The following is a 15,910-nucleotide window of genomic DNA, read 5'->3' as shown; positions in this document are numbered from 1 at the left end:
GATTTGACCGACGCCGCCAAGCGGGTTCCCCCCGGCGTCTCTGCAAACGCCGAGCGTCACCAGCACCGATGCTAAATTTCGTGCAAAACGTTCGCGGCCTTCACGGCGGCGGAAGCACGGTTTTCGACGCCGAGCTTCACGTAAATCTGCTCCAGGTGCTTGGTGACCGTGCGGGCGCTGAGGCCCAGGATTTCGGCGATGTCGCGGTTCGACTTGCCCTTCGCGATCCACAACAGGACCTCGGATTCGCGGTGCGTGAGCGAGAAGTGCTGGCGCAGGATCTCATCGTCGGACAGACGGCTTTCTGCCGTCAGGCGGAAGAGGAACTCATCCGCATCGATCCTGCCGAGGAAGGATAGTTGCAGGCTTGCCTGCCCTGGCTGGCGGATGACGAAAGTGGTTTCGCGGTTCGTGCCGCGCATCTTCATCCAGTTGCGGATATGGTCCGAGACGACGTCGAGCCCCTCGTCGCTGCCCGTCGCGGCATTGACCAGCCGGGTCGCCTGCGGTGTCGACCAGCGGATCTTGCCCTCGCTGCTGACTGCCAGGAGGTGTCGCCCTGCGGCATCAAGCGCCACGCGCGCGCTCTGGGCGGAGCGGGCATTGGTGAGATGCACGCGGATGCGCGCCCGCAGCTCGTCGATATTGATCGGTTTGGTCAGGTAATCGACGCCGCCCGATTCCAGCGCCCGCACCACATGCTCGGTCTCCGTCAGGCCGGTCATGAAGACGACGGGAACGGGGCTGATGGCGGGGTCGGCCTTCAGCTTCAGGCAGGTCTCGAAGCCATCCATGCCAGGCATCACGGCGTCGAGCAGGATGATGTTGGGGGTGATGCGGCTGACGATGTTGAGTGCCGACGCGCCGGATGTAGCGATCAGCACGGAGAAGCCGGATTGCTCCAGCGCCTCCGTCAGGAAGCCCAGGGCCTCGGGGGAATCGTCGACGAGAAGGACGATGTCGCGGGGGATGGCTGTCTCAGTCACGGGCAGCGGCGTCTTTCCGATCCATGGTTTTCAGGAAGGCATCATAGCCGGCGAGGTCGAAAACCTGAACATAGGCGCGTACGGCTTCCGCAAAGGGCTGATGTTCCGGCACGCCGGCGATTTCGGCGAGCTTGGCCTCGATGCCTCTGATATAGCCGATCTCGCCAAGGCGGATCAGCTCGCGCACATGGTCTTCCTCCGGAATGACGATGCTGGTTTTCGAGCGATCGTCCGCCGCCGCATCGTCGTGATAGATCCAGTCGAGGCCCATCTGGAGGGCGAGCTTGTCGGTGAGCTCCCGCAGATTGAAGGGTTTTGCCAGCATGTCGTTGTGGCCTGAATGGGCCGTCGAGCCATCACCGATATTGGCGGAAAGCATGATGACAGGAGCGGACTGGGCCTGCGCGCGCAGGCGCTCGACCAGCTCCCAGCCGTTCATGCCGGGCATGGAGATATCAACGAGGAACATATCGGGCTTCAGCCCCTCGACGAGCGACAGGCATTCCTCGCCGCTCTTTGCGGTGAGCACCGTGAAATCGAGCGGGCGCAAGACCTCCTCCATGAGGTTGCGGTGGTCCGTATTATCATCGACGACAACAATGGTGCGGCGCGGGCCCCTGTAACCCTTGATGCGCTGCACGGCGTCCTTCGGGGCCGCCGGGCGATCGATGGCCGACAGCATCAGGCGGACGCGGAATTCCGTGCCCCTGCCCCATTCGCTCGTGACGGAGATTTCCCCGCCGAGCGTCTGGGTTAGGAGGCGCGTGATGGTGAGGCCGAGACCAAGGCCAGGCATGCGGCCGTGCTCGGCGCCGCCGCGCTGGAACGGCTCGAAGATGCGCGACAGGTCCTTTTCCTGAATGCCCTGGCCGCTGTCGCTGACGGTGAAGGTCGCGACCTGGCTGCGATAGGCGACATCGAGGCGGATTGCGCCCTGATCGGTAAACTTCAGCGCATTGGAAACAAGGTTGACGAGGATCTGGCGCAGCCGCTTGTCATCCGTGCGCACATAGCGCGGAAGGTTCGGCGGGCGCGTGTGTTCGAAGGCCACACCCTTGGCCTGCGCCTGCGGTCGGAACATCTCGACGATCTGGTCGAGAAAATCGGGCAGATGGATCTCGTTGGAATAGACCTGCAGCTTGCCGGCCTCGATCTTGGAGATATCGAGCAGGCCGTCGATGAGGCCGGAAAGGTGATCGGCACTGCGTTTGATGACGCGGATGGCGTTCTGGCGCTGCGGCGGGATGCTTTCGTCGCGTTCCAGCACCTGCGCATAGCCGAGCACGGCATTGAGCGGCGTGCGCAGCTCGTGGCTCAGGCCCACGACATAGCGGCTCTTGGCGCGATTGGCCGACTCGGCCGCTTCCTTCGCCTGCTGGAGGGCGGCGTCCGTCTTCTTGTGTGCCGCGATTTCCTTGAGAAGAAGCGTGGTCTGACGGGAGGACTCCTCCTCCGCCACCACCCGGCTGTCATGGGCAAGCACGTAGAACCAGCAGACCACGCCAGCGACTACTGCAAAGACAAAGAAGACGACGGCAATGGTGCGCTCCACCACGGCCGCTGTTTCCGGGGAGTGGGTCCCGACCTGATGGGCGATCATGGCAAGGATGACGCCCATGCCCGCGATGGAAAGAACGGCGGCGATGCCGTAGCGGCCGAGCCTCGTGCCGAGAGCGCGCACCGCCGTCTCGGGCAAGATGGTTTTCGCAACGCCCGCAATCTGAGCATTGAACCGTGCCTTCGGCTTGCACAGGTCGTGGCAGCGGCTGTCGAGCGAGCAGCAGAGCGAACAGATCGGCGCTGCATAGGCCGGGCACCAGGCCATGTCCTCGGGCTCGAAGGGATGTTCGCAGATCGAGCAGGTAATGGACTGTTCAAGCGCCCAGCTTCGGCGCGGCTTGCGGGCGAGGTAGTATTTTCCACCCGTCGCCCAGGCGATAAGCGGCGAGGCAATGAAGGCGACGATGGCGGCGATATAGGGCGCGAGCGAGGCCGCGATCTCGCCGAACGTGCCGAAATGGGCGGTCAGCGCGATCACCGCCGACAGCGTCATGGCGCCGAGGCCGACAGGATTGATGTCGTAAAGATGCGCCCGCTTGAACTCGATTCCGGGCGGCGACAGTCCAAGCGGCTTGTTGAGGAAGAGGTCCGCCGAAATGGTGCAAAGCCACGCCATGGCAATGATGGAGAACACCCCGAGCGTTTCCTCCAGCAGCCGGTAGATGCCGAGCTCCATCAGGAGCAGAGCGATCGCGACGTTGAAGACCAGCCAGACAACGCGGCCGGGATGGCTGTGGGTGAGGCGCGAGAAGAAGTTCGACCAGGCGAGCGACCCGGCATAGGCGTTCATCACGTTGATCTTGAGCTGCGACACCACCACGAAGGCGACCATCAGCAGGAGCGCCGCCATGTCCCACGGTAGCATGTAGCCGAAGGCCGTGTAGTACATCTGTGCAGGATCTGCTGCCCGGGTCGAAGGCACGCCCGATGACAGCGCCAGCACGACGAGGAAGGAGCCCGCGATGAGCTTCGGCGCGCCAACGATGACCCAGCCGGAACCGGCAAGGAAGACGGCGATGCGGTGATGCAGCTTGCGCTGCCCGTCCGGCGGCAGGAAGCGCAGAAAATCGACTTGCTCGCCGATCTGCGCCATCAGAGCGAATATCACGGCCGAGGCCGCGCCGAACTCCACGAGGTTGAAGGGCGCATAGGTTCCAGGCGGTCCGGAGGGATGATGCAGGCCCGAATAGGCAAGCCATTCGCCCACCTTCTGCCAGTCCGCAAAGGCGATGAACACGAAGGGCAGGACGTTGAGCACGATCCAGAAAGGCTGGGTGACCAGCTGGAAGCGCGATATGAGCTGCACGCCGTGGGTGACAAGCGGTATCACCACGATGGACGATATGATGTAGCCGATCCACAGCGGCAGGCCGAGCGCGAGCTCGAGCGCGCCGGACATGATCGACGCTTCGATGGCAAACAGGATGAAGGTGAAGCTCGCATAGATCAGCGAGGTCAAGGTGGAGCCGATATAGCCGAAGCTTGCACCGCGCGTCAGAAGATCGATATCGACGCCGTGGCGGATGGCGTAGCGGCTGATCGGCAGGCCGACCACGAGGATCATCAGGCTGGCGACGAGGATCGCCACGATGGCGTTGGTGGTGCCATAGGACATTGTGATCGCACCGCCGATTGCCTCCAGCGCCAGGAAGGAAATCGCGCCGATGGCGGTCTGGGAGATGCGGTCGGACGAGAACCGGCGCGCACTCTTTGCGGTGAAACGCAGAGCGTAGTCTTCCAGCGTCTGGTTGGCGACCCAGCGATTGTATTCGCGGCGGATCGGTATGATGCGCTGGCGTGCGGCCATCGTGTCCTGCTGTTCCCTGGGCCGTTTGCCGGCCGTCTGTCAGTGTTCCTAACACAGAAGCGCCGCCCCCGAAATTGGTGCGCCGCCGCAAAAGCTTCCCGCTTACCCCTGCCTTCTACGCAATATGACGTATGTGCAGCGCAGCATGCCTGTCGGATAGTTCCCGCAGCAACGGCCAAAAACAACCAATCCGCCCCGTTGCGGTCAAACGAACAGAGGGGTTCAGACCATGTCCATCAAGAGGCGCGCCACCGGCGCATTGCTTGCAGCCATTCTTTCCACGACAGCCTTCCACGGCGCATTCGCTGCCGACGACACCATCAAGGTCGGCATCCTGCATTCGCTTTCCGGCACCATGGCGATTTCCGAGACGACGCTCAAGGATGCCATGCTGATGCTCATCGAAGAGCAGAACAAGAAGGGCGGCCTTCTGGGCAAGAAGCTCGAAGCCGTCGTGGTCGACCCGGCTTCCGACTGGCCGCTTTTCGCTGAAAAGGCCCGTGAGCTGGTCTCGGTCGACAAGGTTTCGGCCGTCTTCGGGTGCTGGACGTCGGTGTCGCGCAAGTCCGTGCTTCCGGTGTTCGAAGAACTGAACTCGATCCTCTTCTACCCCGTCCAGTACGAGGGCGAGGAAAGCCAGCGCAACGTGTTCTACACGGGTGCGGCACCGAACCAGCAGGCCATTCCCGCCGTCGACTACCTGATGGCGAACGAAGGCGTCGAGCGCTGGGTGCTTGCCGGCACCGACTATGTCTATCCGCGCACGACCAACAAGATCCTCGAAGCCTACCTGAAGTCCAAGGGCGTCGCCGCCGAGGACATCATGATCAACTACACGCCCTTCGGTCATTCCGACTGGCAGACGATCGTCTCCGACATCAAGAAGTTCGGCTCGGCGGGCAAGAAGACCGCCGTGGTTTCGACCATAAACGGTGACGCCAATGTTCCCTTCTACAAGGAACTCGGCAACCAGGGCGTCAAGGCTGAGGATATCCCTGTCGTCGCCTTCTCCGTGGGTGAGGAAGAACTTGCCGGCCTCGACACCGGCCCGCTCGTCGGTCATCTCGCCGCCTGGAATTACTTCCAGTCCGTCGACAACCCGGCGAATGCCGAGTTCATCAAGACGTGGCAGGCCTTCACGAAGAACGACAAGCGCGTCACCAACGACCCGATGGAAGCCCATTATATCGGCTTCAACATGTGGCTGAAGGCCGTCGAGAAGGCAGGCACCACCGATACGGACGCCGTGCTCGACGCGATGATCGGCGTTTCCGTGCCGAACCTTTCGGGCGGCTATTCTACCATGATGCCGAACCACCACATCACCAAGCCGGTGCTGATCGGCGAAATCCAGACCGACGGCCAGTTCGAGACCGTCTGGGAAACGCCCGGCCTCGTCGTCGGCGACGAGTGGTCGGACTTCCTGCCTGATTCCAAGGACCTGATCGCCGATTGGCGCAAGCCCATGGAATGCGGCAACTTCAACGTCGCCACCGGCAAGTGCGGCGGCAAGGGCTCCTGATCCGTCTGGTCACGGCCGCTGCGTCTCTCCTCGCGGCGGCCCCACTCTGCATCCCGGCGTTGGGCCGCCGGGACGTAACCCTTTCAGTCTGACTGCTTGAGGACGTGACATGCACGCGCGGCTCATCCACCGATTCCTGCAATGCCTGCTCGTCGCATTCTGCGTGATGGTGACGATGCTTGCGACCGATCTGAGGGCGGCCGACGACCTGCGCGCCATGGTCAACGCGCTCGGCGGCGGCAATTTTCAGCAGAGCCAGAAGCAGGTGGAAGCACTGGCGAAGACCGGCGATCCGAAGATCGTCCCGGCTCTGGAAGCGCTCTCGGAGGGCGATCTGTACCAGCGCAAGACCGATGGCACCGTCTTCATCGTCAAGCCGGCCGGTTCCAATTTCATGCTGATCGACGCTTTGACGGGTGACACGGCCGGCGAAGAGGCCAAGGCAGCGCTGGAGAAAATCAAGGTCAACAACGGCCTGCGCCGTACCATTCGCGCCGCGCTCGGCGGCCTGACGCTGATGAGCCCCGAGACAGGCGTGCGTCTTCAGGCGGCAAACACGATCCTGCGCACCCCTTCGGCCGACGCACTCGATGGCCTCGATACCGTCCTCGCTGCCGAGACCGACGGCGCCGTTCGGGCTGTGCTCGAAAAGGCCCGTGCAGCGTCCGTACTCGTTTCGGACCTTCCGGTCGACGAGAAGAAGGCGGCGGTCGCGACGGTGGTCGAGACCGGCGGCCGTGACTCGCTTTCGCTGCTGTCGTCGGCTCTTGCCACCGCCGATGAGAGCCTGCGGCCCGATATCGAGGCCGGCATTAAGCAGATCGAGGACCGGCAGGCGCTGTGGGCCGCCGGACAGAACATCTGGTACGGCCTGTCGCTCGGCTCCGTTCTGCTGCTGGCTGCCATCGGCCTTGCAATCACCTTCGGCGTGATGGGCATCATCAACATGGCGCATGGCGAGATGGTGATGCTCGGCGCCTACACCACTTTCGTGGTCCAGCAGATCATCCGCACGTCCTTCCCCGGCCTGTTCGACTGGTCGCTGGCCATCGCGCTGCCGCTCGCCTTTATCGTGACCGGCGTGGTGGGCCTCGCCATCGAGCGCGGCATCATCCGCTTTCTCTACGGTCGGCCGCTCGAAACCCTTCTCGCCACCTGGGGCGTGTCGCTCATCCTCCAGCAGGCCGTGCGCTCGATCTTCGGGCCGACCAACCAGGAAGTCGGCAACCCATCCTGGATGTCCGGGGCGTTCGATCTCGGCGGCATGACGATCACCTGGAACCGAATGTGGATCATCGTCTTCTCCCTCGCGGTCTTCGCCTTTCTGCTGTTCCTGCTCAAAAAGACGCCAATGGGGCTGCAGATGCGCGCCGTCACCCAGAACCGCCGCATGGCCTCTTCCATGGGCATCAAGACGCCCTGGGTGGATGCCCTCACCTTCGCGCTCGGCTCCGGCATCGCAGGCATTGCCGGTGTCGCGCTCAGCCAGATCGACAATGTCTCGCCCAATCTCGGCCAGGGCTACATCATCGACAGTTTCATAGTCGTGGTCTTCGGCGGCGTGGGCAATCTCTGGGGAACGCTCGTCGGTGCCTTCACACTCGGCATCCTCAACAAGTTCCTTGAGCCCTATGCGGGCGCGGTGCTCGGCAAGATCCTCGTGCTCGTGTTGATCATCCTCTTCATCCAGAAGCGGCCACGGGGGCTCTTCGCACTCAAGGGAAGGGCGGTGGAAGCATGATCACCTCATTTGTCCTCAAGGCGCTAGACCGCAATATCGTCTGGGTCACGGCACTGCTGCTGGTGATCGCGGCCCTTGTTCCCGCCCTCAACCTCATGACGGCGCCGGACCACCCGCTGCACATCCCCACCTATATCGTCTCGCTGTTCGGCAAGTATCTCACCTATGCGCTGCTGGCGCTGGCGCTCGATCTGGTCTGGGGTTTCTGCGGCATCCTTTCGCTCGGCCACGCCGCCTTCTTCGCGCTCGGCGGTTATGCCATGGGCATGTATCTGATGCGCCAGATCGGCGCGCGCGGCTCCTACGGAAACCCGTTGCTGCCGGATTTCATGGTCTTCCTCAACTGGAAGGAACTTCCGTTGTTCTGGCATGGCTTCGACATGTTCTGGTTTGCCGCGCTGATGGCGGTTCTTGTTCCGGGCCTGCTCGCCTTCGTCTTCGGCTGGTTCGCCTTCCGCTCGCGCGTCAACGGCGTCTATCTCTCCATCATCACGCAGGCGATGACGTTTGCCCTCCTGCTTGCCTTCTTCCGCAACGACATGGGCTTCGGCGGCAATAACGGCCTCACGGACTTCAAGGATATCCTCGGCTACAGCATCCAGTCGAACGGTACGCGCTCGGCGCTCTTCGCGGCCTCGGCCATCGCTCTCGCCCTCTCGCTGGTCATCACGTCCGGCATCGTGCGCTCGAAATACGGCAAGGTCCTTATCGGTGTGCGCGATGCCGAAAGCCGGACCCGCTTCCTCGGCTACCGTGTGGAGCACATGAAGCTTTTCGCCTTCACGGTCTCGGCCATGATGGCAGGTGTCGCCGGCGCGCTCTATGTTCCGCAGGTCGGTATCATCAATCCGGGCGAGTTCGAGCCGGCAAATTCCATCGAGGTCGTCATCTGGACGGCGGTCGGGGGACGCGGCACGCTGATCGGCCCGATCGTCGGTGCGATCCTCGTCAACGGCGGAAAGAGCATCTTCACCGCCGCCTTCCCGGAATTCTGGCTCTTCGCGCTCGGGGGCCTGTTCGTTCTCGTCACGCTGTTCCTGCCCAAGGGCATCGTCGGCACCGCCCGGCAGGTCATCGAGCGCCGGCGGGACTACCACAAGGCCCGGCAGGCCGAGGCGGCACGAGCCCTTGCAGCAGAACCCCAGGCGGCGGAGTGACGACCATGAACACGCTCGCAAGTAATGCCAAGCCCACCAGCATCCTCTATCTCGACGGCGTCTCCGTTTCCTTCGATGGCTTCAAGGCGCTCAATTCGCTCTCTTTTGTCATCGAGCCCGGCGAACTGCGCGCCATCATCGGCCCGAACGGCGCGGGCAAGACGACGATGATGGACATCATCACCGGCAAGACGCGTCCCGACGAGGGCGAGGTCTTTTTCAAGGGCGCGGTCGACCTCACCCAGAAGGACGAGGCGGAGATCGCCCAACTCGGCATCGGCCGCAAGTTCCAAAAGCCGACGGTGTTCGAAAGCCATACGGTCTGGGACAATCTGGAACTGGCGCTCAACCGCAAGCGCGGCGTGTTCTCCACGCTGTTCTATCGCCTGACCGCCGAGGACAAGGCACGCATCGAAGAGATCCTTTCCACCGTGCGTCTCACCAACCGCAAGGACGACTACGCCGCCAATCTCAGCCACGGCCAGAAGCAATGGCTGGAGATCGGCATGCTGCTGGCGCAGGAGCCCGAACTGCTTCTGGTCGACGAGCCCGTTGCGGGCATGACAGATGCGGAAACGACGGAAACGGCGCTCCTTCTGAAGGAAATCGCCAAGACACGCTCGGTGGTGGTGGTCGAGCATGACATGGGTTTCATCCGGGATCTTGGCGTGAAGGTGACGTGCCTGGCCGAAGGCTCTGTCCTGGCTGAAGGCTCGATCGATTTCGTCAGCGCCGATCCTAAGGTGATCGAGAACTATCTGGGGAGATGAGGCCATGCTGACCGTCGAAAAGGCCAATCTGCACTATGGCGCGGCGCAGGCGCTGCGCGGGGTCTCGCTGACCGCGGAGATGGGCAAGATCACCTGCGTGCTCGGCCGCAACGGTGTGGGAAAATCGAGCCTGTTGCGCGCCATTACAGGCCAGCATCCGCTCTCGGGCGGCTCCATCGGGTTCAACGACGTCAAGCTGGACGGCATGGCGCCCTACAACCGTGCCAAGCAGGGCATCGGCTATGTACCGCAGGGCCGAGAAATCTTTCCGCTGCTGACTGTGAAGGAAAATCTCGAATCCGGCTATGCGCCACTGAAGCGCTCGGAGCGCTTCGTTCCCAACGAGATCTTCAGTCTTTTCCCGGTGCTGCACACCATGCTCGGTCGGCGCGGCGGCGATCTCTCGGGCGGCCAGCAGCAGCAGCTTGCCATCGGCCGGGCCCTGGTGACACGGCCGAAAATCCTCGTTCTCGATGAACCGACCGAAGGCATCCAGCCCTCGATCATCAAGGATATCGGCCGGGCGATCCGCTACCTGCGCGATTCCACCGGCATGGCCATCCTGCTTGTCGAGCAATATCTCGATTTCTGCCGCGAGCTCGCCGACCACGTCTACATCATGGATCGCGGTGAGATCGTGCATGAAGGCGCGGCCGAAACGCTCGATACGAAAGAGGCACGCCAGCACCTCACAGTCTGACGCAGACCATCAATCCACAGCCCTCACGTCCGAACCCGCCGCTAACTCAGCGGCGGGTTCGTCTGCTTTTTCCTAGGCTTTTCACGCGCACTTTCGTCGCAAATCTTACAAATGACAGCAGCTGTTAGAAATTTGTCAAAAGCTTCGTTGACATTTGTCGACCTTCGGCCTTATTTTGTAAAAATCGATGGGAGAGCATCGTCCGAAATGCCGGGAGGAATGCATGCAGCCACTTCTGAAAGTGGAGGGACTGAAAAAGTCCTTTGGCGGTGTTGCGGCGCTTCGCGACGGCCAGTTCGAACTGGAAGCCGGCTCGGTCCATGCATTGTGCGGCGGCAACGGCGCCGGCAAGTCGACCTTCCTCTCCATTCTCATGGGCATCCACAAGCGCGACGGCGGCACGATCCTGCATCGTGGCAATCCGGTGGAATTCGGCAGCCCCGCCGAAGCGTTGCGCTCCGGCATCGCCATCATCGAACAGGAATTGAGCCCGGTCCCGCACATGACCGTGGCCGAAAACATCTATCTCGGTCGTGAGCCCTCCGCCCGCTTCGGCGGCATCGACTTCAAGACGATGAACCGCAATGCGCAGGCGCTGCTCGACCGCCTGGAATTCAGCATCTCCGCCACGCAATACATGATGAACCTGTCGGTGGCGCAGATGCAGCTGGTCGAGATCGCCAAGGCGCTGAGCCACGAGGCCGATGTCATCTTCATGGACGAACCGACATCGGCCATCGGCGAGAAAGAGGCCCAGCATCTCTTTTCCGCCATCGAACGCCTGAAAGCCGAAGGCAAGGGTATCGTCTACGTCTCGCACCGCCTCTCGGAAATCTTCCAGATCGCCGACAGCTACACCGTCTTCCGCGATGGCGGCTTCGTCGGCGCAGGCAAGCTTGCCGATATCGACCGGCCCGGTCTCATTCGCATGATCGTCGGCCGCGAACTCGGCGAGGAATATATCAAGACCAACACGCCAACCGATATTTCCGGCCTGGAAGTGTCCGGCCTGTCGGCGCCGGGCAAGATCGAAGACATCTCGTTTACGGCACGCAAGGGCGAGATTTTCGGCATCTATGGCCTGATGGGCTCCGGGCGCACGGAAATCTTCAACTGCCTGTTCGGCATGGACAATCCTTCGGCGGGCGATATCCGCATCGAGGGCAAGTCCGTCACCATTCGCCAGCCATCCGACGCGATGGCCGAAGGCATCGCCTTTGTTACGGAGGATCGCAAGGTCACGGGCCTCAATCTTTCGGACAGCGTGCGCAACAATATCTGCCTTGCCAGCCTGCCGGAAATGAGCCCCGCCTTCGTGATGCGCAGGAGCCAGGAACAGGCGGCCAGCGCCGACATGATCGACCGCTTCGCCATCAAGGCGGCGCGCGACACCATGCCTGTCTCAGGCCTGTCTGGCGGCAACCAGCAGAAGGTCGTGCTCGGCAAGTGGTTCCTTCGCCAACCGCGCGTGCTACTGCTCGACGAGCCGACTCGCGGCGTGGATGTCGGTGCCAAGCGTGAAATCTATCGCATCATCTGCGACTTCGCCGCCGCCGGCGGCACGGTCGTGATGATCTCCTCCGAAATCGACGAAATCCTGGGCATGTCCGACCGCATCCTCGTGATGCGCGCGGGCCGGTCCGCCGGCATCCGTAACAGGCAGGAAACCGACGCCCAGACGCTCGTGCACCTGTCGACCTGAGACGTGCCGAAGGGCCTCAACAAGAACCGCGTGACAAGAGGTAAGACCGTGTCCAGCATCGAAAACAAGTCCGCCGGAAACTGGCTGAACTCCGATCGCCGCAGGCTGATCGTGCAGGAATACGGCATTTTCCTCGCCTTCCTGCTGCTGGTGGCCATTCTCTCCGTCTCGAACGAGTTCTTCCTGACGCCCGGCAACATTTCCAACGTGCTGCTCCAGACATCGATCAACGGCATCCTGGCCATCGGCATGACCTTCGTCATCCTGACACGCGGCATCGACTTGTCGGTTGGCTCCGTCGTGGCGCTGGCGGGCATGGTCAGCGCGAGCTTCGTCACAAGCTCGGCCACCGCCGGCATCGCCGGAGCGCCCTACCCGATGGTCCTGGCGCTGGCGGCCGGTATCCTCGTCGGCGTCGCCTGCGGCGCGGTGGTCGGCCTCATCGTCTCGCGCTTCTCCGTTCCCGCCTTCGTGGCGACGCTCGGCATGCTCTCGGCCGCACGCGGCGCCACGCTGATCTATGGCGGCGGCCGGCCGGTGCCGGGCTTGAGCGCCGAGTTCCGCTGGATCGGCACGGGCAACATCCTCGGCATTCCCATGCCGGTCATCCTGCTCGCGCTGGTCTTCGGCATTTCCTGGTGGGTGCTGACCCGCACGCGCTTCGGCCGCTACATCTACGCCGTCGGCGGCAATCCGCACGCGGCCAAGACCTCGGGCCTCAATGTCAGCCGCATCCGCTTCATGGTCTATGTCATCTCGGGCGCGCTGTCGGGCCTTGCCGGCATGATCCTGTCGGCGCGAACGGGCTCGGCCCTGCCGCAGGCCGGGATCGCCTACGAGCTCGACGCCATCGCGGCCGTCGTCATCGGCGGTACCAGCCTTTCGGGCGGCGTCGGCCGGGTGACGGGCACGCTGATCGGTGCCCTCATCATCGGCGTCATGAACAACGGCCTCGATCTGATGGGCATCCAGTCCTACTACCAGCAGGTCCTCAAGGGCGCCCTCATCGTCGGCGCCGTCATGCTCGACCAGAAGCGAAATCAGGGCCTCTAGCCCCAAGGAACCGGGCCCGGTGCCCGTGGACAGAACGGCACGCCGGAGGGCGGCCGCAATTCTCAAAGGAGGAGAATGACATGAAGAAACTGATGATCGCACTCGCCTCGGCGACGGTACTGCTCGCGTCGTCCGCCATGGCTCAGGAGAAGCTGAAGATCGGTGCGGCGCCCTACGGCCTCAATGCTGAATTCATGCAGATCTGGTCGGCAGCGCTCGAACAGCACCCGGCCGTCAAGAGCGGCGAAGTCGAACTGACCGTCTTCGACGGCCGCTACGACGCACTGGTCCAGCAGGAACAGTTCAACACGATGATCACGCAGAAGTTCAATGCCATCATCTTCGTGCCCATCGACATCGAGGCCGGCGCCACCGCCGTCCAGGCCGCGCATGATGCCGGCATTCCGGTGGTCGGTTCCAACACCCGCGTGAACTCCGATCTTCTCGCCTCCTATGTCGGCTCCGACGACACGATCTCGGGCTACATGGAAGCCAAGGCCGTGCTCGACAAGATCGGCTGCAAGGGCAATGTCGTGATCCTGGAAGGCCCGATCGGCCAGTCGGCGCAGATCTCGCGCCTGGAAGGCAACAAGAAGGCCCTTGCCGAGTGCCCGGACGTGAAGGTGCTGGAGCAGCAGACCGCCAACTGGTCGCGCGCCGAAGCCCAGACACTGATGGAAAACTGGCTAACCTCGCATTCCGGCCAGATCAACGGCGTCATCGGTCAGAACGACGAGATGGCGCTGGGCGCAATCGAGGCGATCAAGTCGGCTGGCCTCAAGACGGACGACTTCGCGATTGCCGGTATCGACGGCATCACCGACGCACTGACGGCCGTCAAGGAAGGCACGATGACCTCGATCCTCCAGGACGCCCGCGCGCAGGCACAGGGCGCGCTCGACCTCGCCATCTTCCACGCCAAGAAGGGTGACTACAAGCCGGAATCCGATATCTGGGCACAGTATCCGGATATGCCGTTCAACGACGGCAAGGACAAGGAATACAATGTTCCGTGGACGCCGGTCACGGCGGATAACGTCGACAAGCTCCTGGAAATGCGCAAGTAAATTGATCTGCGGGGCGGCCAACTCGCCGCCCCGCCCTCCAAATCTCTCGAAGGCTGAACCGATGACCGACACACCTCCCAGGATCGATCTCAACTTCCCGCTCGACGGCAAGGTCGCACTTGTCACCGGCGGCGCTTCCGGCATCGGCTCCGCCATCGCCTCTGCCTTCGCCGCCAAGGGTGCGAAGGTCGCCGTGCTCGACATCAATGCCGATGTCGCACAGAAGAAGGCGGAAGAGCTGGGCGGCGCGGCGAAAGCCTTCGTTTGCGACGTGTCCAACCCCGCCTCCGTCGAGAAGGCCGTTTCCGACGTGGTCGCTGCCTTCGGCGGCATCGACATCGCGGTCAACAGTGCAGGCATCGTGGCGCTCGCGCCCGCCGAAGACCTGACGCTTGCCCAGTGGGACCGGACGATCGACATCAATCTCAAGGGCTCCTTCCTGATCACGCAGGCTGTCGGCCGCGCCATGATCGCCGCCGGCAAGGGCGGCAAGATCGTCAACCTCGCCTCCCAGGCAGGGACGGTCGCCATCGAGGAGCATGTCGCCTATTGCGCCTCCAAGTTCGGCGTCATCGGCATGTCCAAGACCTTCGCCGCCGAATGGGGCAAGCACGGCATCACCGTCAACACGATTTCCCCCACCATCGTCCTGACCGAACTCGGCAAGCAGGCCTGGGCCGGCGAGAAGGGCGAGAACGCCAAGAAGCGTATCCCGAACGGCCGTTTCGCCTTCCCCGAGGAGATTGCCGCCGCCGCCGTGTTCCTTGCCTCGCCCGGCGCCGACATGATCAATGGCGCCGATCTCCTGATCGACGGCGGCTACACCATTCTGTAAGAGGATTTGTCATGCAGCGTTTCATCAATGATCCGGATCTGGTGGTCGAGGATACCGTCAAGGGTTTTGTAAAAGCCCATTCCGACATCGTTCGCCTCGCCGAAAACCCGCGCGTCGTGGTGGCCAGGGATGCTCCCGTTGCCGGCAAGGTCGGCGTTGTCACGGGCGGCGGTTCGGGCCACGAGCCGGCCTTCATAGGCTATACCGGCAAGAACATGCTGGATGCCGTTGCCGTCGGTGAACTCTTCTCCTCGCCGACCGCCAAGAGCTTCCATGACGCCATCCGCGAAGCCAATGCGGGCAAGGGTGTCGTCGTGCTCTACGGCAACTATGCCGGCGACAACATGAACGTGAAGATGGCGATGAAGCTCGCCGCCAAGGACGGCATCGAGGTCGCGACCGTCGTTGCCAACGACGACGTCTGCTCGGCCCCACCGGAAGAGCGCGAGAAGCGCCGCGGTGTGGCGGGCGAGATCTTCATGTGGAAGATCGGCGGCGCGAAGGCCGCGACCGGCGCTAGCCTCGAAGAGGTCCGCGCCACCGCGCAGAAGGCCATCGACAATTGCCGTTCGATCGGCGTCGGCCTCGGTCCCTGCACCCTGCCCGCCGTCGGCCATCCGAATTTCCAGATCGAGCCAGGCACGATGGAGGTCGGGATCGGACACCACGGCGAACCGGGTGTGCGCGTCGAAAAGCTGAAGACGGCTGAAGAGGTCGCCAAGGACATGGTGAAGATCGTGCTCGACGATCACAATCTGCCGGCGGGCACCGAGGTGGCCGTGCTGGTCTCTGGCCTTGGCGCCACGCCGCTGAACGAGCTCTACATCCTCAACGACACGATCGAGAGCGAGATTTCCGCCCGCGGGCTGAAGATCCGCAAGACCTGGATCGGCAACTATTTCACCTCGCTGGAAATGGTCGGCGCGACGCTGACCGTCATGGCGCTCGACGATGAACTGAAGACGCTGCTCGATGTCGAGACGCGTTGCACGATCATCCTGTAACGGAGA

The 15,910-nt window shown here is 62.8% G+C and carries 12 protein-coding genes; 10 read left to right on the top strand and 2 right to left on the bottom strand.

What is annotated here, in order from left to right; all coding sequences use genetic code 11:
- Positions 1-71 precede the first annotated feature (71 nt).
- Positions 72-986: a response regulator gene (locus MNR02_RS22675; protein WP_241604227.1), complete on the bottom strand. Its 915-nt coding sequence runs from the start codon at positions 984-986 to the stop codon at positions 72-74.
- Positions 979-4,353, bottom strand: coding sequence for an ATP-binding protein (locus MNR02_RS22670; RefSeq protein ID WP_241949712.1), 3,375 nt, complete (start codon positions 4,351-4,353; stop codon positions 979-981). Before MNR02_RS22670 ends, MNR02_RS22675 begins: the two co-directional genes overlap by 8 nt.
- Positions 4,354-4,582: 229 nt before the next feature.
- Here MNR02_RS22670 and urtA point away from each other — a divergent pair, with 229 nt between their 5' ends.
- From urtA to MNR02_RS22620, 10 genes are all read left to right on the top strand, one after another.
- Complete coding sequence (gene urtA, locus MNR02_RS22665) at positions 4,583-5,875, top strand: urea ABC transporter substrate-binding protein (RefSeq protein WP_241604234.1); 1,293 nt, start codon at positions 4,583-4,585, stop codon at positions 5,873-5,875.
- Positions 5,876-5,984: 109 nt separating this feature from the next.
- A complete protein-coding gene (urtB, locus tag MNR02_RS22660) occupies positions 5,985-7,616 on the top strand; it encodes an urea ABC transporter permease subunit UrtB (protein WP_241949711.1) in 1,632 nt (543 codons plus the stop codon).
- Positions 7,613-8,773: an urea ABC transporter permease subunit UrtC gene (gene urtC / locus MNR02_RS22655; RefSeq protein WP_241949710.1), complete on the top strand. Its 1,161-nt coding sequence runs from the start codon at positions 7,613-7,615 to the stop codon at positions 8,771-8,773. Before urtB ends, urtC begins: the two co-directional genes overlap by 4 nt.
- A 5-nt stretch (positions 8,774-8,778) precedes the next feature.
- Positions 8,779-9,543 carry an urea ABC transporter ATP-binding protein UrtD gene (gene urtD / locus MNR02_RS22650; protein WP_241949709.1) on the top strand — a complete coding sequence of 255 codons (765 nt, stop codon included), beginning with the start codon at positions 8,779-8,781 and terminating at the stop codon, positions 9,541-9,543.
- Between the two features lie 4 nt (positions 9,544-9,547).
- Positions 9,548-10,243, top strand: coding sequence for an urea ABC transporter ATP-binding subunit UrtE (gene urtE / locus MNR02_RS22645; RefSeq protein ID WP_241604247.1), 696 nt, complete (start codon positions 9,548-9,550; stop codon positions 10,241-10,243).
- Between the two features lie 223 nt (positions 10,244-10,466).
- On the top strand, positions 10,467-11,945 hold the full coding sequence (locus MNR02_RS22640; RefSeq protein WP_241949708.1) for a sugar ABC transporter ATP-binding protein: 1,479 nt from the start codon (positions 10,467-10,469) through the stop codon (positions 11,943-11,945).
- 48 nt (positions 11,946-11,993) lie between these two features.
- Entirely contained in the window at positions 11,994-12,998 is a 1,005-nt protein-coding gene (locus MNR02_RS22635) for an ABC transporter permease (protein ID WP_241949707.1), read from the top strand.
- Between the two features lie 80 nt (positions 12,999-13,078).
- Entirely contained in the window at positions 13,079-14,065 is a 987-nt protein-coding gene (locus MNR02_RS22630; RefSeq protein WP_241949706.1) for a substrate-binding domain-containing protein, read from the top strand.
- 61 nt (positions 14,066-14,126) lie between these two features.
- Positions 14,127-14,900 carry an SDR family oxidoreductase gene (locus tag MNR02_RS22625; protein ID WP_241949705.1) on the top strand — a complete coding sequence of 258 codons (774 nt, stop codon included), beginning with the start codon at positions 14,127-14,129 and terminating at the stop codon, positions 14,898-14,900.
- Positions 14,901-14,911: 11 nt separating this feature from the next.
- A complete protein-coding gene (locus tag MNR02_RS22620; RefSeq protein ID WP_241949704.1) occupies positions 14,912-15,904 on the top strand; it encodes a dihydroxyacetone kinase subunit DhaK in 993 nt (330 codons plus the stop codon).
- Positions 15,905-15,910 lie beyond the last annotated feature (6 nt).

The sequence above is a fragment of the Shinella sp. H4-D48 genome, from assembly GCF_022637395.1.
In the GTDB taxonomy this organism is placed as follows: Bacteria; Pseudomonadota; Alphaproteobacteria; order Rhizobiales; family Rhizobiaceae; genus Shinella; species Shinella sedimenti.
Note: the sequence above shows the minus strand (reverse complement) of the source record. Positions and strands in the feature narration are given on the sequence as shown.